This is a genomic window from Dorea longicatena (genome assembly GCF_024168045.1).
In the GTDB taxonomy this organism is placed as follows: Bacteria; Bacillota; Clostridia; order Lachnospirales; family Lachnospiraceae; genus Dorea_A.
In genome coordinates, this window is record NZ_CP100126.1 from 1,430,569 (window position 1) to 1,453,901 (window position 23,333).

The following is a 23,333-nucleotide window of genomic DNA, read 5'->3' on the forward strand; positions in this document are numbered from 1 at the left end:
AAAGCAGTCAATCCTAAAACTAACTGCTTTGTGTATATGGATATGAAATTGTAAACTAGAAGCTGTTTATTTTTTCTTTTTAGGTTTTGGCGTTGGTAGTTCATCATACATCACATCAAATAACCCCGTCAGAAAATCTTTATTATCAACTTCTTCCACCAATAACATTTCTTTGGCGTTTTCGTATGGAATTTCATAAGTAACTGTCGGCATATAAGAAATTGCAGACTTTGTTGGTTTTACAAGTAACCTATCATCATATATACCGCCAACGATTTTTCCACGATAATAAATAATAAATTCTCCCATCATTGCACGATATGTTATTTCTTGTAATTCTGATAATTGTTCTAAAACAAATTGTAAATAATCTTTACTTGAAGCCATTTCCAACCCTCCAATCTTGAATTTTATTATTCCAATGCTTTCTTTAAGTCCAGAACAAATTGCTTTTGTTGTTTTTTCAAATAGGTTTTTACAAAAGGTTTCATAAACCACTTTTTAGGTATCACATTTTCTGTAAAGTCTATTTGTGTTTCATTCCCTTTGTCTATAAAAACACCAATCCAATGACCTTTCATGTTGCTATTCTCCATATCAAATTCCCAGCGTTTATATGGTTCTGCAACGGTAACGGTAAATGTAGTAGCATATCCATTTTTTGTGTATTCAATAAATTGTTTGTCATTTATTATTTCTGTTTTGCTCAAATCACTTCGCCATGAGTTATATTTATCAACAGCTAAAACAATGTTCCAAACTTTTTGAATATCATTACTAATAATTGTATTTATATTTGAAATTGCCACTTTTTCATTTCCCCTTTTCAAACTGAAATTTCTGGTGTTACATCGGTGTTCCTACTTCAATCAAATTACCGTCTAAATCATAAAAACGAACTACTTTTTGTCCCCAACTATGTGTCATAAGTTTATTAGCATACTGAATTGAAGGATAAGACCGTTCCAACTTTTCAACAAATGCTTCTATATCTCGTTCTTCAAAATATAATTCACAAGAATTACTTTTAGGGATAATATCCTTTCCTAAAAACTTTTTCCAAATTTTTTCGTCTTGAAGCACAAGTCCTTCCGTTAAAATCATGTTACCGTCATTGTCAAGTACCAAATCAAGACCGAACAGGTCATTGTAAAATTGTTTTGATTTCTCAATATCTTTAACAACAATTAAAATGTTCTTTAATTCCATTGTCTAACACCTCTAAATAAATTCAAGTTTGTCGCTTTCTTCATATCCACATTATATCATTTTCATATCTGCACCACAATAAAATTTTATGCACCGATAATCTTATTGAACAGCTCTAACAAACACCATTTCATCACTCCAATCTGAAATTTAGGTATGAAAAAAGCAGTCAATCCTAAGACTAACTGCTTTGTGTATAGAGATATGAAATTGTGAAATAGAATTTGCCTATTTCAAATCAAAAAGAGAATTTTCATAGTCCTTTACATAGTATCGTATATTTTTACGCCCCTTTTGAATAATGGTATGTCCCTCTGCTTCTAATTTTTCTTTCTGTGCTTCAATACCATTTGGATATTTAGCATTTAATTCTCCGTTTGCTTTTAATGTTCTCCAATAGGGTGTTTCATCTTCGGAACGCTGATAACTCGCCCACGCTACAATAGAAACAAATATACCCGCTGTAATCGGCTCTGTAAAATCTGCACCACTCAATTTTGCAAAGTGTTCTCGTATTTTTCCAACCGTAATCACTTTACCATACGGAACTTTTTTCATTACTTTGTCATAGTCAATCGGGGGAGCAAAATACATTTTGTTTCCACCATATTTCTCAATACTTTTCTGGTCTATGATAATTTGAAATTTTGGCATATCCTTACTATCATGCAACATAGCATTAAAATCTTTTTTATCTTCATTTGCCATTTGTGCCACCTCCTACTTTAAGGATAACAAAGGACGTATCCTGCATACTGGAGAGAGCCAACGAACAGACGGAAAATACTTATATAAATATGTGGGTATGCTAGTGTTGATGAGGAGTATAGAGATAATTTTGATAAATGTGATTTTAAAAAATTAGATTCGATGAAAGAGTTAGCAGAACTTCCAAACGCAATAATTAATCAATTAATGGAAGGAGGTTTTATAATTCCTAAGAATTTTGATGAGTTTAATGTTATTAAATCTATGCATTATAGAGGAAGATTTGGTGCGAATAAAGCATTAACAATGACTCTAATTCCGACAATGAATTGCAATTTTAGATGCCCATATTGTTATGAAAAAGATAAAAAATATCCAGTAAAAAAAATGACAACAGAGGTAATGGATTACTCATCTTGCAAGAAAGGCAGGGTGAAGCTATGAATAAGAATCAAAAACAATTTATTCGTCCACCTTATGATTCACGATTTGACCAGTTAAATATTATTAACTGGAATTTTCCGCAAAACCCGACTTTTCAACATGGAAAATACTGTATCCGTTTTACTCTGATTTTGGGTGATGGTTCTACATTGAACCGTCAAAAGGGTGGGTTTGCTTCTGCGAAGGAAGCTATGAAATATCGTGACAATCTAATTGTAAAACTTACCAAAAATCAATATATGCCATACCGATTTACTTTAAAGGAATTTTACAATTTCTGGTTATATTACTACATTATAGATGGATGTAAATATGCTTATAATACGTTTAAATACTATGCAACACCGGTTAAAAGGTTTTGTGAATATTTTAGACCAGACACCTATATGGATTCTATAACCACAACAGATTTAAAAAATTTCATCAACAAGTGCGAAACTTTTAGCGCATACAAAGCTATGATGCAAATGATTCAAAATTCTTTTCAATATGCAAAGAATCAGCAGATTATTATATCAAATCCGGCACCACTGGCAATAGAAATTTGCAAAAAAGAAAAGAAGATTACTAAACCACCTACTAAGAAAAACGCATTTACGCTGAACGAACTTATGAATTTATTATTGACCGCAAGAAAAATGGATTATACATTCTATTTATTTTTACTGCTGTCTGCTTCAACAGGAGCACGTGTAAGTGAAACAAGAGCGATCTGTTTTTCAAAAATCGACTTTCAAAAAAAACAACTCTTAATCGACTGTCAGTTGGGAAGAGGATATGATAATGAGGGGTTCGATGACAATACGTTACTTTCTCAAAAGAGGACATTAAAAACTCGTAACAGTAAAAGATACGTCCCGCTTCCTGATTTTATTATGGATGAGCTGTATCTGGCAAGAGCACGATATGAAGAAACACTGAAAAATGATCCGGAATTTGATGAAAACTTAGATTTTGTTTTGTTTAGGGATCACGGGAAGGCAATCGCAAGACCGTATTATTATTTTAAGAAACTAATGAAGAAATGTAATATTGATTGTACAAAACATGTATGCACGATTTACGGCACACTTATGCAACACTGTTAGATCAAAACAATATGAACATGAAAGTAGTATCGGAGATATTAGGTCATTATTCAGAAGAATTTACAAATGAAGTTTATGTCATTCATAAACCAGAGGTCATCATCTATGATACAAGTGAAGTAATGAACTCATTTATTGAGTCATTAAAACTGGACTCAACAGAAAGAACCATACCTGTATATGATATTTCGTTCATTCAGGAATATTTATTTTAAACTATTCTGACAATTCAAATTTTTATTTATTAATTTAATTTTAGTGTTACATTTTTAACAAAGCTTTTGGCAAAAATATGTAATACTTAATGCTTATCAATGATTTTTAATCGTTATTAAATAAGCGAAATCTTTTGAAACAGAAAAGAATTTTTGCAGATTTTAAAATTTTTAAAACTAAGATATTTTGTTACAACAGAAAAGCAACAAAAATACAACTAAAAGTAGTTAAGATAAGAGATATTTTAACAAACATCAAAAAGCTATAAATCGGAAAAAAATCTTCTAAATATACATTTGTTATATAGAAGTAACAAACAGATAGAAGAAATACACTATAATATTAAAAAAATCACAATTTTATCGCCCCAAAGACTTGAAAAAGAAATTCGCGAGTAGTACAATTGTGTTAAAAGATTAACACAATATTTTAAAAGGAGCGTGTTTGAAATGGCAAGATTTACATTACCAAGAGATGTTTATCACGGAAAAGGATGTTTATCCGAATTAAAGAATCTGAAAGGTAAAAAAGCTGTCCTCGTAGTTGGCGGCGGATCTATGAAGCGTCAGGGATTCCTGGACAAAGCAGTGAACTACCTGAAAGAAGGCGGAATGGAAGTCAAACTGATTGAAGGTGTAGAACCGGATCCGTCTGTAGAGACTGTTATGAAGGGCGCAAAAGTAATGCAGGAATTCGAGCCTGACTGGATCGTAGCAATGGGCGGTGGATCTCCAATCGATGCGGCTAAAGCTATGTGGGTATTCTATGAGTATCCGGATGAGACATTTGAGAATATCATCACGCCATTCAGTTTCCCTGAACTTCGTCAGAAAGCAAAATTTGCAGCCATTCCATCTACATCAGGAACTGCAACAGAAGTAACAGCATTCTCCGTAATCACAGATTACAATACAGGAATCAAATATCCTCTGGCAGACTTTAACATCACACCAGACGTTGCAATCGTTGATCCTGAACTGGTAGAAGGACTTCCTCAGAAACAGGTTGCTTACACAGGAATGGATGCACTGACACATGCGATCGAAGCTTATGTATCAACACTCAACTGTCCATTTACAGATCCACTTGCACTGCAGGCAATCGAGATGGTTTTGGATTATCTGCCGGCATCTTATAACCTGAATATGGAAGCAAGAGAGCAGATGCATTATGCACAGTGCCTGGCTGGTATGGCATTCTCGAATGCATTACTTGGAATCGTACATTCTATGGCTCATAAGACAGGAGCAGCATTCTCAACCGGACATATTCCTCACGGATGTGCTAATGCGATCTATCTGCCATATGTAATCAAATACAATGCAAAAGATAAAGTGGCTGCATCACGTTATGCAGAGATTGCACGCAGAATGGGACTTCCTGGAACATCAGAAAAAGCTCTGATCAACAGCTTGTGTGCAAAGATTGATGAGTTCAATGCAAAGATGAATATTCCTAAGACTCTGAAAGAATTCGGAATCAACGAAGAGGAATTCAAAGAAAAACTGGATAAGATTGCAGAACTTGCAGTTGGTGATGCCTGTACAGGATCTAATCCAAGAGCAATTGATCCTGCAACAATGGCTAAATTATTTACATGTACATATTATGGAACAGAAGTTGATTTTTAAATAACAAAAATCAGATAACGGCGGCTGTCACATAGGTTTATGTGACAGCCGTTTTGCGTACTTTGGTATAAAAATCAAAATCTATTCCATATACAATAAAATAAATCTTGAACAATTTTATCGACATTTTTTGAAAAATATGGTTTTACTTGCGAAATAGAACAAGCCGTATTATGATAATAGTAATATTGGGAATTAGGAGGAAATAAGATGTACAAAATTTTAAAAGCAGAACAATTAACTGCTAACATCTTTCTGATGGATGTAGAAGCTCCTCGTGTAGCAAGACATTGTGAACCGGGACAGTTTGTCATTGTAAAGATGGATGAAAAAGGGGAAAGAATCCCTCTCACAATCTGTGATTATGACAGAGAAGCCGGAACGATCACAATCGTATTCCAGCCGGTCGGAGCATCCACAACCAAGATGAAAGAATTAAAAGCAGGAGATTATTTCCGCGATTTCACAGGTCCGTTGGGAAATGCTTCAGAACTCGTAGAGGAAGATATCGAAGAACTGAAGAAGAAAAAGATCCTGTTTGTCGGAGGCGGTGTCGGAGCAGCACCTGTATATCCACAGGTGAAATGGCTCCATGAACACGGTGTTGATGCTGATGTTATCATCGGTTCCAAGACAAAGGACATGCTGATCCTGGAAAAAGAGATGGAAGCAGTATCTGGAAATTATTATCCATGTACAGATGATGGTTCTTACGGTCATGCCGGAATGGTTACGACAATGGTAGAAGAACTGGTAGAAAAGGGAAATAAATATGACGTATGTATCGCAATCGGACCAATGATCATGATGAAATTCGTATGTCTCCTTACAAAGAAACTGGAAATCCCTACTGTTGTAAGTATGAATCCGATCATGGTAGATGGAACGGGTATGTGCGGAGCCTGTCGTCTGCATGTAGGAGATGAGATCAAGTTCGCATGCGTAGATGGTCCAGAATTTGACGGACACCTTGTCAACTTCGATGAGGCTATGAAGAGACAGCAGATGTACAAGACCCAGGAAGGCCGTGCAATGCTGAAATTACAGGAAGGTGACACACATCATGGCGGATGTGGTCAGTGCGGAGGTGACGAGTAATGGCAGATGTATTAAAGAAAGTTCCTGTAAGAGAACAGGAGCCAAAGGTTCGTGCTACGAATTTTGAAGAAGTATGTTACGGATATAATAAAGAAGAAGCAATGGAAGAAGCAACCAGATGTCTGAACTGTAAGAATGCAAGATGTATCCAGGGATGTCCTGTATCCATTAATATTCCTGCATTTATCGCAGAGATCAAAGAAGGCAATATCGAAGAGGCTTACAAAGTGATCGGTCAATCTTCTGCACTTCCTGCTATCTGCGGACGTGTATGTCCACAAGAGTCACAGTGCGAGAGCAAGTGTGTTCGTGGTATCAAAGGTGATGCAGTATCTATCGGTAAACTGGAAAGATTTGTCGCAGATTATGCACTGGAAAATGATATCAAACCGGAAAAACCGGAAAAGACAAACGGACATAAAGTAGCAGTCATCGGTTCCGGTCCGTCAGGACTTACCTGTGCCGGCGACCTTGCAAAACTCGGATACGAAGTAACTGTATTCGAAGCACTGCATGAACTTGGCGGTGTTCTGGTATATGGTATTCCTGAATTCCGTCTTCCAAAGCAGAAAGTTGTTAAGAAAGAAATCGAAAAAGTCAAAGAGCTTGGTGTTAAATTCGAGACAAACGTTGTTATCGGTAAATCTACAACCATCGACCAGTTGATGGAAGAGGAAGATTTTGAAGCTGTATTCATCGGTTCCGGAGCAGGTCTTCCGATGTTCATGGGAATCCCTGGCGAGACAGCCAACGGAGTATTCTCTGCAAATGAATACCTGACAAGAAGTAACCTGATGAAGGCATTTGATGATTCTTACGATACACCGATCGCAGCCGGTAAGAAAGTTGCCGTTGTCGGTGGTGGTAACGTAGCTATGGATGCTGCCAGAACAGCACTTCGTCTTGGTGCGGAAGTACATATCGTATACCGTCGAAGCGAAGCAGAACTTCCTGCACGAGTAGAAGAAGTACATCATGCAAAAGAAGAAGGTGTTCAGTTCGACCTCCTTACCAATCCAAAAGAAATCCTTGTCGATGAAAACGGATGGGTAAAAGGTATGAAAGTGATCAAGATGGAACTTGGTGAGCCGGATGCTTCCGGAAGAAGACGTCCGATCGAAATTCCTGGATCTGAATATGAGATTGAATTAGACACTGTTATCATGTCCCTTGGAACCTCTCCAAACCCATTGATTTCTTCTACAACAAAGGGTCTTGAGACGAACAAGAGAAAATGTATCGTAGCAGAAGAAGAGAACGGACAGACTTCAAAAGCTGCCGTATTCGCAGGCGGCGATGCCGTAACAGGTGCTGCAACTGTAATTCTTGCTATGGGTGCAGGTAAAGCAGGTGCAAAAGGTATCCACGAATATCTGTCTAAGAAGAATGCTTAATTCTCCACAGGATAAAAGATTCTATAAGTATTCAGATATGAATATATGATAAAAGAGATATGCATAAGAAAAAATCTTGTGTGTATCTCTTTTTTGATGCTGTATCCGTACTTGAATAAAAACAGCTGTATGTGTTATGATTGTAAGACATATTTAAATACTGAAAATAATTATAAAATCAGTCCTGCTGACAAGTAAGGATAAAACAAAAAGACAGGTTGGAGATTATGACAGAATTAGATTTGAAAGACGGAAAGATATTTTTAAATAAAGTAACGGAGAAGATCCGTACACGGCTGACAGAAGTAGATGCATCCATTGAAGCCGGACAGAAAGACATTCAGAGTATGAACGAATACTACTGGGAGAATTACACTGAGATGGACGAATATGGTTATGAGAATTACGATAACCAACAAGCACTTTTACATCAGGTAAATGATAATCAGGAAAAGCAGAAGATGAGACATCGTCTCCGTAAGATGTTGGAAGCCCCATTTTTTGGACGTGTAGATTTTATCTATGATGGGGAAGAAGAGCCGGAGATTTTTTATATCGGTATCGGCAATTTTGCAGAGCGTACAGGTATGCTGCCTTTGATCTATGACTGGAGAGCACCTGTCAGCGGATTGTTTTACGATTATGATAAAGGACCGGGTTCTTATAAAGCTCCCGCCGGACTTATCGAAGGCGAAATTGCCGCCAAATGGCAGTATAAAGTAAAAAATGGAAAAATGGTCTATGCATTTGAAAGCGATACCAAGATTGATGACGATATTTTAAAACAGGAACTGGGAACCAACAGTGATGTGCAGCTGAAAAATATCGTACGTACGATCCAGAAAGAACAGAATGCCATCATTCGTAATACACAGGATCGGATCCTTGCAATTCAGGGGGCAGCCGGAAGCGGCAAGACTTCCGTTGCATTACACAGGATCGCATACCTGTTGTATCACGACAGAGAACATTTAAAATCCTCTAATATACTGATCCTTTCTCCCAACAGTGTTTTTTCGGACTATATTTCTCATATTCTTCCGGAACTGGGCGAGGAAAATATTCAGGAGATGAGTTTTGATCTGTTCGCATACCGGGAATTGAAAGGTATCGTTCCGGACTGTGAAGATCGCTATGACCAGCTGGAAAGAACCATGAAGCTTCAGGACCCGTATCTGACAGAACGCTTTGAAGAGAAGCAGTTGGAAGGCTTTGTCGGAATGATGGAAGGATTTCTCGCAAGCCTGGAAGATGAACTGATGGATTTTCGAACGATTGAATATAAAGGAATTCAAAAAACAGAAGAAGAACTGATCAATCTGTTTTATTTCAAATTTCAAAATGCACCTCTGCTCACCCGTATGGATGCGATCCGTGACTACTGCGTTGATGAATACGAAACATTACTTGGACGGGATCTTTCCGAAGAAGAACTTCTGATCGTGCAGAATAAGTTTGACAAGATGTATGTGACAAAAGATATCTATAAGATCTACGGATGGTTTCTGGAAGAATGCGGCTATCCGGCACTTCCGGATGTCGAATACGAAAAGCGCAAGCTGGAATACGAAGATGTATTTCCGGTGTTATATCTGAAGTACCGTCTGACCGGAAAAGCTGTGCATAACCACATCAAGCATCTGGTCATTGATGAAATGCAGGATTATTCTTATCTGCAGTATGTGATCCTGAATCAGATCTTCAAATGCCGGATGACAATCCTCGGCGATAAGGCCCAGACACTGGATGAACAGATGCGAGATGTATTACAGTTCCTTCCGGGGGTGTTCGATCAGAAGATCCATAAGATTGTAATGAATAAAAGTTACAGAAATACGATGGAGATTGCCAGATACGCTGAAAAACTAACCGGTGTAAAAGACGTGGAACTTTTAAAGCGTCATGGAAAAGAAGTCATTGAAGAGAATTTCCAAAATGAAGATGCTGTGCTGGATGAGATCTTTTTAAAAGCAAAACTTGGAGAAGACGAGTATGAGACTGCTGCCATTATTACCATGACGGAAGCAGAAGCGTTCACATTGTATCAAATGTTAAAAGCCCGCGGCGAAGAAGTGCACTATATTGACCGCAACAGTTCTGCATTCAAAAAAGGGCTTACCGTCACAACCTTTTATCTTGCGAAAGGACTGGAATTCGATCAGGTATTCGGAGTCTTCCGGGATATTGAAAATCCGATGCAGAACCAGGCAAAATATATCTGTGCAACGAGAGCATTGCATGAATTATATATGTATCAGATAACAGAATAGTATATAGAAAGAACAATAGAATGAAGATAACATTAATCACAGTAGGAAAAATAAAAGAAAAATACTTAAAAGACGCGATTGCAGAATACAGCAAACGTCTGAGCCGTTACTGCAAACTAGAGATCATCGAAGTAGCAGATGAAAAGACACCGGATAACGCAAGTGAGACTGTAGAAGACGGCATCCGTGATAAAGAAGGTGAACGGATTCTCAAATATGTCAAAGATGATGCCTATGTCATTACACTTGAAATCAAGGGAAAACTATTGACATCCGAAGAATTGGCAGAAAAGATCGATACACTAGGAATCCAGGGATCCAGTCACATTATATTTATCATTGGCGGTTCGATCGGACTTGGAAAAGAAGTGCTGAAACGTTCAGACTATGCACTGAGTTTTTCAAAGATGACATTTCCACATCAGCTGATGCGGGTAATTCTGCTGGAACAGATTTACAGAAGCTACCGTATTATCAGCCATGAGCCATATCATAAGTAAACTGCCGAAATAGAAGAAAAATCTTGTATCAAAATCCATCATCCTTTATACTAATATGGATGAAAATGTCAGGAGAGGGTATGATATAACTATGAAACACTTAAATTTCAAAAATCTGTGCATGATCTTACTTGGGAATACGATCTATGCACTTGCAATCGTCATGTTTATTCTGCCAAATAATATGATCACAGGCGGGACAACAGGGCTTGGTATTGCGATCCATCATTATTTCGGACTTCCAATCCATAGTTTTGTATTGCTATTCAATACATTGATGTTCCTGCTTGGAGCGGTTGTCCTTGGAATGAAATTTGCACTTACGACATTGGTCAGTACCTTTTATTATCCGGTTATTCTGGGAGTGCTGGAGCAAATGCCTGCACTTCAGAATGTAACAGACGATAAGATGTTATCTACTATATGCGGCGGTCTGATGATCGGGATGGGGATCGGCGTCGTGATCCGGTGCGGAGCCTCTACCGGAGGAATGGATATTCCGCCGCTGGTTCTGAACAAGAAGTTTGGTCTTCCGGTATCTGTGATGCTGTACGTATTTGATTTTGTTATCTTAATCTCACAGATGCTCTTCACCAATAAAGAAGAGATTGTATATGGTATCTTGTTGGTACTGATTTACACAGTCATTTTAGACAAGGTGCTTCTGATGGGATCTACCCGTACAAAAGTAGAGATCATGACAGAAAAATTTGAAGAGCTGAACCGTCTGATCCAGGAGCAGCTTGACCGTGGAACAACACTTGTCTACACACAGACCGGATATCTGAAAAATGATCAGCCGATGATCCTTACCGTTGTATCCAACCGCGAACTGATGCGGCTGAACCAGCTGGTACAGGAGACTGATCCACATGCATTTATGATCATCGGAAATGTAAATGAAGTACGAGGAAGAGGATTTTCACAGCAGAAAGTCTATAAAAAAGAACAGGAAGAAAGATAAGAAAAAAAGCTGGTATTTTTAGCCAGCTTTTTTCTTACGTTCTTTACAGATCCATCTGGAATCCTGATATATAAAATGCCAGTATTCAAAGATCTTTTCGGATGTATTACTATCTTTCCCACGGACAATAACCCAGATATCTTTTGAATCGGATTCCTGTTCTGTATGTTCTTCATCCGCAAAATCCGGAGCTTTTACAGGAGAAACTGTTGTAAACTTAATGTGTTCCGATTTGATATTTTTCTCTATCTCTTCCTGAATGCTCAGATAGCCATCGGTAATCCCGATCTGCCGGTACTGTTCGGCAAGACGGATTCTTTTGTTTCTCCCCGCAAGGATAAGATACGTAACAATGGATGTGATGATCGATGCAACAATAACAAGTGCCAATATGATCAAAACAAGAAATGATGTATGCATAGATAAAACCTCCTTAAAATATATGGCTTTCAAAACCATACTATCTGACCTTGATGCAATGATACAGGCTGATTTTACATAGATTTAACGTAAATCTAATAATCGTTTGGAAATACTATGATACATTAGAAACATTGAAAATGCAATACAAAGAAAGGTGAAAAAGTTATGAGTAAGATATATATGAACCGGGAACTTTCCTGGTTAAAGTTTAATGAACGTGTTCTTGAGGAGGCAGAGAACCCGGAAGTTCCGTTGTGCGAAAGACTGACGTTCGCATCGATTTATCAGAGCAATCTGGATGAATTCTTCATGGTGCGTGTGGGTTCTTTATATGATCAGACACTTCTCGATAAGAAGATCTGCGAAAACAAGACAGGAATGACATCGCAGGAACAGATTGATGCAATTTTAAAGCAGACTAAATTGATCAACAAGAGAAAAGAAGCCGTATACGAAGAACTGATGGCACGTGTGACAGAGCAGGGAATCCGTATTTTGCGTTTTAATGAACTGGATGAAGACGGTGCCCGTTATCTGGAAGGTTATTTTAAGTCAGAGATCGCACCGCTTATTTCGCCTACTGTTATCGGAAGGAGACAGCCATTTCCGTTTTTGAAAAACAAGGAGATCTATGCGGTAGCGGTACTCGGTGCAAAAGGGAAAAAAGACCGTCTCGGAATCATTCCATGCACAAGCAATATTTTCGGACGTCTGATCGCAGTACCGGGTATGCCTGGCACATATATGCTTGCTGAAGAACTGATCCTTCATTTTGCACCGGTTGTATTCAAAGGGTATAAGATCAAATCCAAATCTTTGCTGCGCATCACAAGAAATGCTGACATTGATGCGGATGCTTTATACGATGAAGATCTGGACTACCGCGAATTCATGGCAGGTCTGATCAAACAGCGTAAGAAACTGGCTCCGATCCGTCTGGAACTTTCCAGAGATATGGACAAAAAAGGAATTGCCGTATTGTGTGAGTATCTGGAACTGGATGAAAATCATGTATTCATGTCCTCAACACCATTGGATCTTTCGTTCGTATTCCAGATCCAGGATCTGCTGAGAAAAAATCCGGAATTATATTTTCCGAAAAGAACACCTCAGAAATCCGACCAGTTCCAGGATGGAAAAAGCATTATAGCACAGATCAAAGAAGAAGATAAACTGTTATCTTATCCTTATGAATCCATCCGTCCGTTTTTGCATTTGCTGACAGAAGCTGCCGAAGACCCGGATGTTATCTCGATCAAGATGACCTTATACCGTGTTGCAAAGCAGAGTAAGGTTGTAGAGGCATTGATAGAGGCCGCAGAAAACGGGAAAGAGGTCGTTGTATTAGTTGAACTTCGTGCCCGCTTTGATGAAGAAAATAATATTGAATGGTCCAGACGTCTGGAAGATGCCGGATGTCAGGTGATCTATGGATTAGACGGATATAAAGTGCATTCAAAACTCTGTCTGATCACCAGAAAAAATGCAGGACAGGTAGAATATATCACCCAGATTGGTACAGGTAATTATAATGAAAAAACTTCCCGATTATATACGGATCTCTCTTTAATGACATCCAATGTAGAGATCGGGCTGGAAGCTTCCAATGTATTTCAGGCACTGTCGAAGGGAGAAGTTGTTGAACATACCAGGCATCTTCTTGTAGCACCGAAGTGTTTGCAGAATAAAGTGTTGGATATGCTGGACGAAGAGATCGCACATGCAAGAAACGGAGAAGAAGCTTATGCAGGATTCAAACTTAATTCCCTTACGGACAAAAAGATCATCGACAAACTGATCGAGGCTTCTGAGGCCGGAGTCAAGATCGATATGATCATCCGAGGTATCTGCTGCCTGATCCCCGGAGTGGAAGGAAAGACAGAAAACATCCGTATCATCAGCATTGTCGGAAGATTCCTGGAACATTCCAGAATCTATATCTTCGGAAGCAAAGAAAGAAGGAAATATTACATTGCATCTGCAGATTTCATGACCAGAAATACTGTACGACGTGTAGAGGTTGCTGCACCGGTATATAATGACAAACTGAAAACGAAATTACAGGAAATGTTCGACGTTATGCTTTCTGATAATCAGAAAGCAAGAAAACTGGAAGTAGACGGAAATTATCACCGTGTGAGTAATGATCTTACACCGGTAAATGCACAGGAATATTTTTACGCTGAGGCATACCACGAGATTCCTTAAATCCGGGCAGGTATATATCTGAGGCGGAATGCATAAAGTGATATAAATCACAAAAGTGGTATGGATATGAATCGTCAGGAATGGAAAGAAAAAGCGGCGGAAATGTCGGGAGTCCCAAAAGATGTAGCAATGGGGCTCCCGATTCTTACGATTACCGGTACGGATGAACTATGTGTGGAAAATTACAGAGGAATAACGGAATATACAGATCAGATTGTCCGGCTGCAGACCAGATGCGGACAGATTAAAATCGGCGGCAGGAAACTGGAAGTCATCTATTACACCAATGATGAGATGATGATTCACGGTCACATCAGGACGATCGAATACCAAACATAGGAGGGATCGCTGTGTTTGAACAGTTCATCTGGTATCTGAAAGGCTATGTCCGGATACGTGTGTCAGGATATTCACCCGAACGTTTTCTGAATGCCTGCCGTTATAAAAACATCTATATATGGGATCTGAAACGTGTCTGTGGAGCATATGAAATGAATCTGTCGGTCAGTGGGTTCCACAGACTAAAGGAAATTATAAGGAAGACCGGCACAAAGGTTTGTATCATCCGCCGCAGCGGTCTTCCTTTTCTTTTTCACCGCTACCGGAAACGTCATATACTGTTTCCTGGATTTATTCTCTGTATTTGTCTTATCCTGTTTATGACACGTTATATCTGGGGAATTGATATCCGCGGGAACCTGTCGTATACGGATGATACTTTAAAGAAATTTCTGGCATCCGAACAGATTAAAAATGGTATGAAAAAGACAAATGTAGACTGTCAGAAGATTGTCCGGGATCTAAGGCGCACATATGACGGGATCATATGGGTATCTGCTTCCATAGATGGCTGCAGGCTGGTCATTCAGATAAAAGAAAACGAAGACGGCCTTGCGGATAACAGCACTATATCCCGGATAAACAACCAGTCTACAGATATCATTGCCGACACTGACTGCACCATCACAAGTATTACTACCAGAACCGGCATCGCACAGGTAAAAAAAGGTGTACAGGTAAAAAAAGGTGATCTTTTGGTATCAGGACAGATCCCCATCTGCAATGATGCAAAAGAAATCACAGGGTACTCACCCTGCAGATCGGATGCTGACATATCCGGCGAAACCTGTATTCCGTATCAAAAGATGCTCTCAAAAAACTATTTCGAAAAAGAATATTACAAATCAAGATATCATTTTATCCAGAAAAAAGAATATGCAATCCGGGCAGGAAGATATATGATCCGAATCGGTTCTGTAAAAAATACATATCCTTATTTTGAAAAGCACATCTTCCAGTGGCAGTTCAGGCCGTTGAATATATTCCCTCTTACCTTTGAAGAAATTACAGTAACTCCTTACCGGAAAAGACAAAAGAATTATACAAAAACGCAAATCCGGAAGATATTATCCGGAGATTTTCAGAATTACTGTAAAGAAATGAAGAAAAAAGGGGTAGAAATTATCCAGAATGATGTTAAAATATACACAGGGTCTGAGACGTACTCTGCGAAAGGAACACTGAAGATCAGATGCTCCGTTGGAAAGCAGGTTCCGTCCACACCGCTTCCGTCGGACTATATTGCGGAAGACGACACAAAGAATGGAGACTAATGCATGGGATTAATGGAGACAGTCATCGATATACCTGCAGAACACGAAGCCAATGTGTTCGGACAGTTCGATGCATATGCAAAAAAAATAGAACGCGCTCTTCATGTAACACTGATCGCAAGAGGTGAAAGCGTCAAGATCATGGGAGATGCTTTGAAAGTAGAAAAAGCAAAAAAAGTGCTGGATCAGCTTGTAGAACTTTCAAAAAGAGGCAACACGATCCAGGAACAGAATGTAGATTACACTCTGGCACTGGTTATGGAAGACAGCGAAGAAAACGTACTGGAGATCGATAAAGATATTATCTGCCATACCTTACAGGGAAAACCGATCAAGCCGAAGACACTCGGTCAGAAAAAATACGTCGATGCAATCCGTAAACAGATGATCGTATTCGGACTCGGACCGGCCGGTACCGGTAAGACTTACCTTGCGATGGCAATGGCGATCACTGCATTCAAGAACAATGAAGTAGGACGTATCATACTGACACGTCCGGCAATCGAAGCAGGAGAGAAGCTTGGATTCCTTCCGGGCGACCTTCAGAGTAAGATCGATCCTTATTTGCGTCCCCTCTATGATGCACTGTATCAGATCATGGGTGCGGAAAGCTTTATAAAGAATTCGGAAAAAGGTCTGATCGAGGTTGCTCCGCTTGCTTACATGCGTGGCCGTACATTAGATAATGCCTTTATTATTCTGGATGAAGCACAGAACACAACACCGGCACAGATGAAGATGTTTCTTACCCGAATCGGTTTCGGCTCAAAAGTCGTGATCACCGGTGACGCAACACAAAAAGACCTTCCGTCCGGACAGGTGTCCGGTCTTGATGTGGCGGCAAAAGTTATAAAAGATATCGAAGATATCAGTATCTGTCACCTTACCAGCAAGGACGTTGTACGTCATCCACTGGTACAAAAAATCGTAAAAGCATACGAAGATTACGAAAGCAGACAAAACCGTCACGGTAATGACGCAAAATACAAAGGAAAAGATAAGAGGCGAAAATCATGACATTATACTTTGAAGAAGAAGGCGAAATAAAGCTTCCTCTGGAATGCGAAACACTTGCAAAGAAAGTAGTAGAAGAAGCATTGGATTATGTAAATTGTCCGTACGAAGCACAGGTGAATCTGCTATTGACAGAAAATGAACAGATTCATGAAATGAACAGAGAATTCAGAGGCATTGACCGTGCGACCGATGTACTGTCTTTTCCGATGATCGACTATCCGGAACCCGGAACATTTGATTTTCTGGAAGAGGAAGAAGATTGCTTTGATCCGGAAAGCGGAGAACTGACGCTTGGGGATATCGTGATATCAAAAGAAAAAGTTCTTTCGCAGGCAGAAGAATACGGGCATAGTCCAAAGAGAGAATATGCTTTTCTTATTGCCCATTCTGTGTTACACTTAACAGGTTATGACCATATGGAAGAAGAAGAACGTCAGGTAATGGAACAGAAACAGCGTGAGATCATGGAACGCCTGGACATTCTGAGATAATCATTGATCTTAATAAATTTTTTACAAAATGATGGAGTTAAAACTGTATGTCGGAACAACATAAAAAAAATGAAAAAAATTTCCTGATACAGGGATCGATTCTTGCAATTGCCGGAGTTATCACAAAGCTGATCGGAGCCTTTTACCGGATTCCGCTTTTGAATATTATCGGAACAGAAGGAAACGGATATTATTCGGTTGCATTTTCAATTTATTCAGTTGCATTGATGCTGACTTCGTACAGTCTGCCGTTAGCTGTGTCAAAGCTTGTATCGGCAAGAGTGGCTGTCGGCGAATATAAAAATGCAAACAAAATCTTCCGGGGTGCTATGACCTTTGCACTTCTTGCCGGTGGAATTGTCTCTCTTCTGGTATTTTTCGGAGCAGATTTTATTGCAACAACCATTATGCATCTTGACATGAGTGCCTATGCGCTCCGTGTTCTCGCACCGTGCATCCTGATCGTAGCACTTCTCGGGGTGTTACGCGGATTTTTCCAGGGAATGGGATCTATGATCCCGACAGCAATCTCACAGGTGATCGAGCAGATTGTAAATGCTGTTGTATCGATCGCAGGTGCATATTTATTATTCAATGCAGGAAGAGCTGTCGGAAAGACCAGAGGCGACAAATCCTTCGGTCCTGCCTATGCGGCAGCAGGCGGAACACTCGGAACAGTCCTTGGTGCATTGAGCGCCTTGATATTTGTCGGATTCATTTTTCTCGCATACCACAAAGTATTCAAAAAGAAAATGAAACACGATCATTCAAGGAAAAGAGAAAGTTACAGAACCGTATACAAAGTGTTGTTTGTGACCATCGCACCTGTCATTTTAAGTGCAACGGTATATAATATCAGTGATTTTGTAGATACTGCACTTTTTAACAATGTCATGGCTGCCCAGGGATTCAGCAAAAAAGAATACGCAAGTCTTCTTGGAATCTTTCAGGGACAGTACAGTACAATGATCAATGTGCCGCTCTCTATCTCAAGTGCACTTGCCGCCTCACTGGTGCCGAGCCTGGTTGCCACTGTACAGACCGGTAACCGTAAGCAGGTACATAACAAGATTAATACCGTAAGCCGTTTCAACATGTTGATCGCAATCCCATGTGCAGTTGGATTTATCACACTTGCAAAACCGATCCTGAATTTATTATATTTTACACAGGATAATACTACAGCAGCACGGATGCTTCAGATGGGGGCGCTTTCAGTTGTCTTTTTCTGTCTGTCAACAGTGACCAACTCTGTATTACAGGGACTGGATGATATGATGACACCGGTAAAAAATGCGGCAATTTCACTGGTGATCCATATCGTGACATTATTCCTGATGCTGGTAGTACTAAAATGGAACATTTATGCGGTTGTATTAAGTAAGATCATATTCTCCGGAGCAATCTGCATACTGAATGCGAAAGCACTTCGTGACAGAATCGGTTATGTTCAGGAGAAAAAGAAAACATTCTTAATTCCGACACTTGCTTCCCTGATCATGGGTGTGATCGCAATTGTGATTCATCTGATCTTCGAATTATTCGCTGGTCCGTATATCGCAACAATCATTGCACTTCTGGCAGCAGTTGCAACATATGGAGTATCTATCGTTGCACTTGGCGGGATTACGGAAGAAGAATTACTTGGCATGCCAAAAGGAGCAGCCCTTGTGACAATATGCCGGAGACTACATTTGATAAGAGGGGAATACAAGTAAGTATGAGACCAGTAAAGAAAATTGCTCTGTTACACGATATCTGCGGTGTCGGCAAGGCAGCCATGATGAATATGACACCGATCTTAAGCATGATGGGAATCGAGGTATGTCCAGTACCGACAGTACTGTTATCAACACATACCGGTGGCTATGGCACTCCGGCGGTCTGCCATGTACCCGGAGACTATATACGTGCATGTGCAGATCATTACAAGAAAGAACATATTACATTTGATGCTATTTTTGTCGGATACCTTGGAAAAGCTGATGTAATTGATGCCGTCATCTATTTCATTAGTCAATTTCCGGACACAAAGGTTATTTTAGATCCTATCATGGGTGATCACGGAGTTTACTATACAAATTTTGACGAATCTTATGGTGCTGCAATGCGGAAAATCCTTCCGTATGCAGACGTAATTCTGCCAAATCTGACAGAAATGTATCTGCTCGCCGGAAAAGAATATCAGCTCACAGGCAATCACAGAAATGTACTGCATTTGTGTGAAATCCTCCGTGAATTGGGAGCAAAAAACATGATCATTACCAGCGTTCCAAAAGACGACTGTAAAAAGGGTATCGTGTTATACGAAGACAATGCATTTCTTTATATCGGAAATGGTGAAAACCTGAAAGAATTTCATGGAGCCGGAGACGCATTTGACGGAATGTTCCTGGCAAAGCTTCTGCAGGGAAATTCCCTTTTGGAAAGTGTACAGGCTTCGCATGCGTTTGTTTGTGCCTGTATCAGAGAAAGCGAAAAGTATGACTATCCGGAACGGGAAGGCCTTTTAATTGAAAGAACATTGAAGAAAATTGTATAAATAGGGTGAGTTGAGCGAATACTGTACTCAAAAAAGGAGTCTTCATTATGAAAAACAAGTATGGTATTGGCTTTTTACTGTTTCTGATCCTCATCGTATTCGGAATCACCTGTGCTTATCAGCTTAGCTTAAACAGGGGAAAACGTGAAATTCAGGCAGAGAAAACAGCAGAGAAGCAAAAAACACAAGATCTTTCTGTTGCCGCAGATGGACAGGCTTTAAAAGAAGACTGTTACTATCTGAAATCTCTGAATGGCTATGTAGTCGTATATCTGAATGATAAAAAAACGGTATATGAATACACAGATATTCCACTGGATGGTCTTCCTGAGACACTGCAGCAGGAGATCCATAATGGAAAATACGTTGAGACATCAGCAGCCCTATACGGATTTCTCGAGAATTATTCGAGTTAAATCTGAGTATATTAAGGAAGGACAAAAGATAATGGATGATAAGAAAGTAGCAAGAATCAATGAATTATATCACAAGTCTAAAGCCGAAGGTCTGACACCGGAGGAATTAAAAGAACAGCAGATATTGAGAAAAGAATACATTGATTCTTTCAAAAGAAATCTGCGCGGACAGCTAAACAACATTTCTATAAAGGAAAAAGACGGAAGTATTACGAATTTGGGTGAGAAATTTGGAAACAAAAAAGGAAATTAGACATAAGATCATCCGTCTCAGAAAAGAGATGGATCCGCTTGTGTGGCAACAGACCACCAATACTATCACGGAAACAGTGATCAATCATCCACTGTTTTTAGAAGCGACTGACATCTACTGTTATGCGAATTACAATGGCGAAACCGGAACCTTGGCAATCATGGAGGAAGCCTGGAAACTTGGTAAAAGTGTATGGTTTCCAAGAGTCGAGGGCAGCGAGATGAATTTTTATCTGGTAGAACAAAAAGAGGATCTGCAGCCTGGTGCATATGGAATTCTGGAACCGACAGGTGAATACAAAGCCGACGGATATGACGGACTTCTGATCATGCCGGGTGTCGCTTTTGACGAAGAATGTCACCGAATCGGATATGGCGGCGGTTTTTATGACAAATATCTGGAAAAACATCCGGATCTGCATACGATTGCAGTTGCTTTTGAATTGCAGATGTACAGAGAACTGCCTTTTGAGGAACATGATATAAAACCGGAAAAAGTTATTACAGAAAAGCATATCTATCCATTGGAATCAGGTGAATGTTTTTTGTAATTTCTGATTAAGATATGAAAAAATATAATACTTAAAGGAGTGAGCCAGAATGGCAAACGGATTACCCAGAGATCCCATGCTGTTACTCAGTGTGGTCAATACAAAACTAAGAGACTATTATCACAGCCTGGATGCTTTATGTGACGATATGAATGTCAATAAAGAAGAAATTATAAGTGCTTTGAAGTTGATTGATTATGCATATGATTCAGACATACAGCAATTTGTCTAGATTGCCATACATTCTGCAAAAAGCTGTTGTCTTCACTTTCTGTGAAAGACTAATAATGAATAATACAAAGGAGCAAAGAGAATGCTTAATACTATGAATTACGATATAGATATTACAAAAGAACCGCCTGCGGATGATACTGCCCGTCAGTATTATTTTATCGAAAAAGCAAAAGCTTATGTACAGCGCGAATCCGAAGAACTGGGACGTCCGCTGACATTCTGTGTCACAACATTCGGTTGTCAGATGAACGCCCGTGATTCCGAAAAACTCTGTGGAATCCTGGAAAAGATCGGTTATGTAGAAGCGCCTGAAGATGAGGCTGACTTTATCATTTTCAACACCTGTACGGTAAGAGAGAACGCCAACATGCGTGTCTACGGACGTCTCGGACAGTTAAAACCAAGAAAGAAGAAAAATCCGCATATGATGATCGGTCTCTGCGGCTGTATGATGCAGGAACCGGAGGTTGTAGAAAAGCTGAAAACAAGTTACCGCTATGTGGATATTATCTTCGGAACACATAATATTTTCAAATTTGCCGAACTGATCGTGACACGGTTTGAATCACAACGTATGGTGATCGATATCTGGAAAGATACCGACAAGATTGTTGAAAACCTTCCGAATGACCGCAAATATTCCTTTAAATCCGGAGTAAATATCATGTTCGGATGCAATAATTTCTGCAGTTACTGTATCGTCCCATATGTACGTGGAAGAGAAAGAAGCCGTGACCCGGAGGCAATCCTATCGGAAATCCGCCAGCTGGTTGCAGATGGTGTGGTTGAAGTCATGCTGCTTGGTCAGAACGTTAATTCATACGGAAAGAATCTGGAAAATCCGATTACGTTTGCCCAGCTTTTGGAAAAGATCGAGCAGATCGAAGGATTGGAGCGTATCCGTTTTATGACGTCTCATCCAAAGGATTTATCTGATGAACTCATTGAAGTTATGGGAAGATCCAAAAAGATCTGCAAACACCTGCATCTGCCGGTACAGTCCGGAAGCAGCAGGATCTTAAAGAAGATGAATCGTCATTATACAAAAGAGCAGTATCTGGAACTGGTAGAAAAAATCCGCAAGAATGTTCCGGATGTGTCTCTTACAACTGATATCATCGTTGGTTTCCCGGGAGAGACAGAAGAAGACTTCGAAGAAACTATGGATATTGTAAGAAAAGTGCGTTATGACAGCGTATTCACTTTCATCTATTCAAAACGTACCGGAACACCTGCCGCCGTGATGGAAGACCAGGTACCGGAAGATGTGGTCAAAAACCGTTTTGACCGACTGCTGAAAGAAGTACATACGATTGCGGCAGAAGTATGCGCTGTACATGAAGGAACCATTCAGACTGCTCTGATCGAATCGGTAAGTGAACACGACCCATCCATGGTAACAGGACGTTTAAGTAATAATCTGCTGGTACACATCAAAGGTGATAAGGGAATGATCGGACGGCTTGCCGATGTCAGACTGACGGAATGCAAAGGTTTCTATTATATGGGAGAACTGGCAGAATAAATGTATTATAATTAACCATGAAAACGCTCAAACTATGTAATATCAACAAGATAGTGAGGGCGTTTTTGTATGAAAAAAATCAGTGAGTATTTATTTTTGTGGGGGATCGGTGGTTGGATCTATTATACGCTGGAAATTCTTTTCCGTGGTTTTTCCCACTGGTCCATGTTCGTGCTGGGCGGGATCTGTATGATGTTTTTCTCCTATCAGGGACAGCAGGTACACTGGCAGGATGATTTTCTTCTGCAGGTATTCCGCTGCAGCATCTTTGTAACAGCAGCAGAATTCATTACAGGTATTATCGTAAATAAATGGTTTGCACTTCATGTATGGGATTACAGCTGTATGCCATTTCAGTTGTTCGGTCAGATATGTCTGCCGTACACCATGCTATTTACATGTCTCTGCGCAGCAGGGATCTATCTGAGCGCCAATATTCTTTATCTTCTGTATGATGAAGAAAAGCCTCAGTTTGTGAAAAAATCTATCCTTTTAAATTCAAAATATAAATGCTATAATGAAATGTAAAATTTAAATGA

27 protein-coding genes and 1 pseudogene are annotated in these 23,333 nt (G+C 39.6%); 23 read left to right on the forward strand and 5 right to left on the reverse strand.

Translation table 11 applies throughout. From position 1 onward, the window contains the following. Positions 1-66 precede the first annotated feature (66 nt). The 4 genes from NKF87_RS06685 to NKF87_RS06700 form a co-directional block, all read right to left on the reverse strand. Positions 67-387, reverse strand: coding sequence for a TfoX/Sxy family protein (locus tag NKF87_RS06685; RefSeq protein WP_004612621.1), 321 nt, complete (start codon positions 385-387; stop codon positions 67-69). Between the two features lie 26 nt (positions 388-413). Further along, complete coding sequence (locus tag NKF87_RS06690) at positions 414-809, reverse strand: SRPBCC family protein (RefSeq protein WP_010775277.1); 396 nt, start codon at positions 807-809, stop codon at positions 414-416. 37 nt (positions 810-846) lie between these two features. Then, positions 847-1,209, reverse strand: a complete 363-nt coding sequence (locus NKF87_RS06695) for a VOC family protein (protein ID WP_117628206.1) — start codon at positions 1,207-1,209, stop codon at positions 847-849. 228 nt (positions 1,210-1,437) lie between these two features. Continuing rightward, entirely contained in the window at positions 1,438-1,917 is a 480-nt protein-coding gene (locus tag NKF87_RS06700) for an MGMT family protein (protein WP_002322212.1), read from the reverse strand. On the opposite strand from NKF87_RS06700, the pseudogene NKF87_RS06705 reads away from it, so the two are divergent. The 10 genes and pseudogenes from NKF87_RS06705 to NKF87_RS06745 form a co-directional block, all read left to right on the forward strand. Next, a pseudogene (locus tag NKF87_RS06705) lies at positions 1,916-2,011 on the forward strand (integrase DNA-binding domain-containing protein); the annotation flags it as partial. The gene NKF87_RS06700 and the pseudogene NKF87_RS06705 overlap by 2 nt on opposite strands. A 68-nt stretch (positions 2,012-2,079) precedes the next feature. Next, positions 2,080-2,361: a hypothetical protein gene (locus NKF87_RS06710; protein WP_253584282.1), complete on the forward strand. Its 282-nt coding sequence runs from the start codon at positions 2,080-2,082 to the stop codon at positions 2,359-2,361. Continuing rightward, positions 2,358-3,449 carry a tyrosine-type recombinase/integrase gene (locus NKF87_RS06715; protein ID WP_253584284.1) on the forward strand — a complete coding sequence of 364 codons (1,092 nt, stop codon included), beginning with the start codon at positions 2,358-2,360 and terminating at the stop codon, positions 3,447-3,449. The genes NKF87_RS06710 and NKF87_RS06715 overlap by 4 nt, the downstream gene beginning before the upstream one ends. 17 nt (positions 3,450-3,466) lie before the next feature. After that, positions 3,467-3,664: a hypothetical protein gene (locus tag NKF87_RS14250; protein ID WP_301291904.1), complete on the forward strand. Its 198-nt coding sequence runs from the start codon at positions 3,467-3,469 to the stop codon at positions 3,662-3,664. 450 nt (positions 3,665-4,114) lie between these two features. Continuing rightward, entirely contained in the window at positions 4,115-5,296 is a 1,182-nt protein-coding gene (locus NKF87_RS06720) for an iron-containing alcohol dehydrogenase (RefSeq protein WP_006426608.1), read from the forward strand. A 210-nt stretch (positions 5,297-5,506) separates the two neighbouring features. Further along, positions 5,507-6,394 carry a sulfide/dihydroorotate dehydrogenase-like FAD/NAD-binding protein gene (locus NKF87_RS06725; protein WP_055181772.1) on the forward strand — a complete coding sequence of 296 codons (888 nt, stop codon included), beginning with the start codon at positions 5,507-5,509 and terminating at the stop codon, positions 6,392-6,394. After that, positions 6,394-7,788, forward strand: coding sequence for an NADPH-dependent glutamate synthase (gene gltA, locus NKF87_RS06730; protein WP_055181773.1), 1,395 nt, complete (start codon positions 6,394-6,396; stop codon positions 7,786-7,788). Before NKF87_RS06725 ends, gltA begins: the two co-directional genes overlap by 1 nt. Positions 7,789-8,015: 227 nt before the next feature. Further along, a complete protein-coding gene (locus tag NKF87_RS06735; RefSeq protein ID WP_117597495.1) occupies positions 8,016-10,058 on the forward strand; it encodes a HelD family protein in 2,043 nt (680 codons plus the stop codon). Positions 10,059-10,078: 20 nt separating this feature from the next. Then, complete coding sequence (rlmH, locus tag NKF87_RS06740) at positions 10,079-10,558, forward strand: 23S rRNA (pseudouridine(1915)-N(3))-methyltransferase RlmH (RefSeq protein WP_028085962.1); 480 nt, start codon at positions 10,079-10,081, stop codon at positions 10,556-10,558. Between the two features lie 91 nt (positions 10,559-10,649). Further along, positions 10,650-11,522, forward strand: coding sequence for a YitT family protein (locus NKF87_RS06745; protein WP_117597494.1), 873 nt, complete (start codon positions 10,650-10,652; stop codon positions 11,520-11,522). A gap of 18 nt (positions 11,523-11,540) precedes the next feature. On the opposite strand, the gene NKF87_RS06750 is transcribed toward NKF87_RS06745, so the two are convergent. Then, positions 11,541-11,942 carry a hypothetical protein gene (locus NKF87_RS06750; RefSeq protein ID WP_117597493.1) on the reverse strand — a complete coding sequence of 134 codons (402 nt, stop codon included), beginning with the start codon at positions 11,940-11,942 and terminating at the stop codon, positions 11,541-11,543. Positions 11,943-12,110: 168 nt separating this feature from the next. Here NKF87_RS06750 and ppk1 point away from each other — a divergent pair, with 168 nt between their 5' ends. The 13 genes from ppk1 to NKF87_RS06815 all read left to right on the forward strand — a co-directional run bounded on the left by ppk1 (position 12,111) and on the right by NKF87_RS06815 (position 23,322). Next, the gene (ppk1, locus tag NKF87_RS06755) at positions 12,111-14,153 is read left to right on the forward strand and encodes a polyphosphate kinase 1 (RefSeq protein ID WP_117597492.1); all 2,043 of its coding nucleotides are present in this window, start codon (positions 12,111-12,113) and stop codon (positions 14,151-14,153) included. Between the two features lie 66 nt (positions 14,154-14,219). Further along, positions 14,220-14,492, forward strand: coding sequence for a YabP/YqfC family sporulation protein (locus NKF87_RS06760; protein WP_117597491.1), 273 nt, complete (start codon positions 14,220-14,222; stop codon positions 14,490-14,492). 11 nt (positions 14,493-14,503) lie between these two features. Next, complete coding sequence (locus NKF87_RS06765; RefSeq protein WP_117597490.1) at positions 14,504-15,766, forward strand: sporulation protein YqfD; 1,263 nt, start codon at positions 14,504-14,506, stop codon at positions 15,764-15,766. A 3-nt stretch (positions 15,767-15,769) separates the two neighbouring features. Then, positions 15,770-16,783 (forward strand): PhoH family protein, encoded by a 1,014-nt coding sequence (locus tag NKF87_RS06770; protein ID WP_117597489.1) that lies wholly within the window; start codon positions 15,770-15,772, stop codon positions 16,781-16,783. Then, positions 16,780-17,274, forward strand: a complete 495-nt coding sequence (gene ybeY / locus NKF87_RS06775) for an rRNA maturation RNase YbeY (protein ID WP_055284254.1) — start codon at positions 16,780-16,782, stop codon at positions 17,272-17,274. Before NKF87_RS06770 ends, ybeY begins: the two co-directional genes overlap by 4 nt. 47 nt (positions 17,275-17,321) lie before the next feature. Further along, positions 17,322-18,992 (forward strand): putative polysaccharide biosynthesis protein, encoded by a 1,671-nt coding sequence (locus tag NKF87_RS06780; protein ID WP_253584286.1) that lies wholly within the window; start codon positions 17,322-17,324, stop codon positions 18,990-18,992. Positions 18,993-18,994: 2 nt separating this feature from the next. Then, complete coding sequence (locus NKF87_RS06785) at positions 18,995-19,816, forward strand: pyridoxamine kinase (RefSeq protein ID WP_117597487.1); 822 nt, start codon at positions 18,995-18,997, stop codon at positions 19,814-19,816. A gap of 47 nt (positions 19,817-19,863) precedes the next feature. Continuing rightward, a complete protein-coding gene (locus NKF87_RS06790) occupies positions 19,864-20,232 on the forward strand; it encodes a hypothetical protein (RefSeq protein ID WP_028085952.1) in 369 nt (122 codons plus the stop codon). Between the two features lie 31 nt (positions 20,233-20,263). Continuing rightward, positions 20,264-20,485: a DUF896 domain-containing protein gene (locus NKF87_RS06795; protein WP_028085951.1), complete on the forward strand. Its 222-nt coding sequence runs from the start codon at positions 20,264-20,266 to the stop codon at positions 20,483-20,485. Next, positions 20,454-21,035 (forward strand): 5-formyltetrahydrofolate cyclo-ligase, encoded by a 582-nt coding sequence (locus NKF87_RS06800; RefSeq protein ID WP_253584288.1) that lies wholly within the window; start codon positions 20,454-20,456, stop codon positions 21,033-21,035. Before NKF87_RS06795 ends, NKF87_RS06800 begins: the two co-directional genes overlap by 32 nt. A 49-nt stretch (positions 21,036-21,084) precedes the next feature. Next, positions 21,085-21,267 carry a DUF4250 domain-containing protein gene (locus NKF87_RS06805; RefSeq protein WP_055284249.1) on the forward strand — a complete coding sequence of 61 codons (183 nt, stop codon included), beginning with the start codon at positions 21,085-21,087 and terminating at the stop codon, positions 21,265-21,267. An 81-nt stretch (positions 21,268-21,348) separates the two neighbouring features. After that, on the forward strand, positions 21,349-22,794 hold the full coding sequence (miaB, locus tag NKF87_RS06810) for a tRNA (N6-isopentenyl adenosine(37)-C2)-methylthiotransferase MiaB (RefSeq protein ID WP_253584290.1): 1,446 nt from the start codon (positions 21,349-21,351) through the stop codon (positions 22,792-22,794). Between the two features lie 69 nt (positions 22,795-22,863). Beyond that, the gene (locus tag NKF87_RS06815; protein ID WP_253584292.1) at positions 22,864-23,322 is read left to right on the forward strand and encodes a putative ABC transporter permease; all 459 of its coding nucleotides are present in this window, start codon (positions 22,864-22,866) and stop codon (positions 23,320-23,322) included. Positions 23,323-23,333 lie beyond the last annotated feature (11 nt).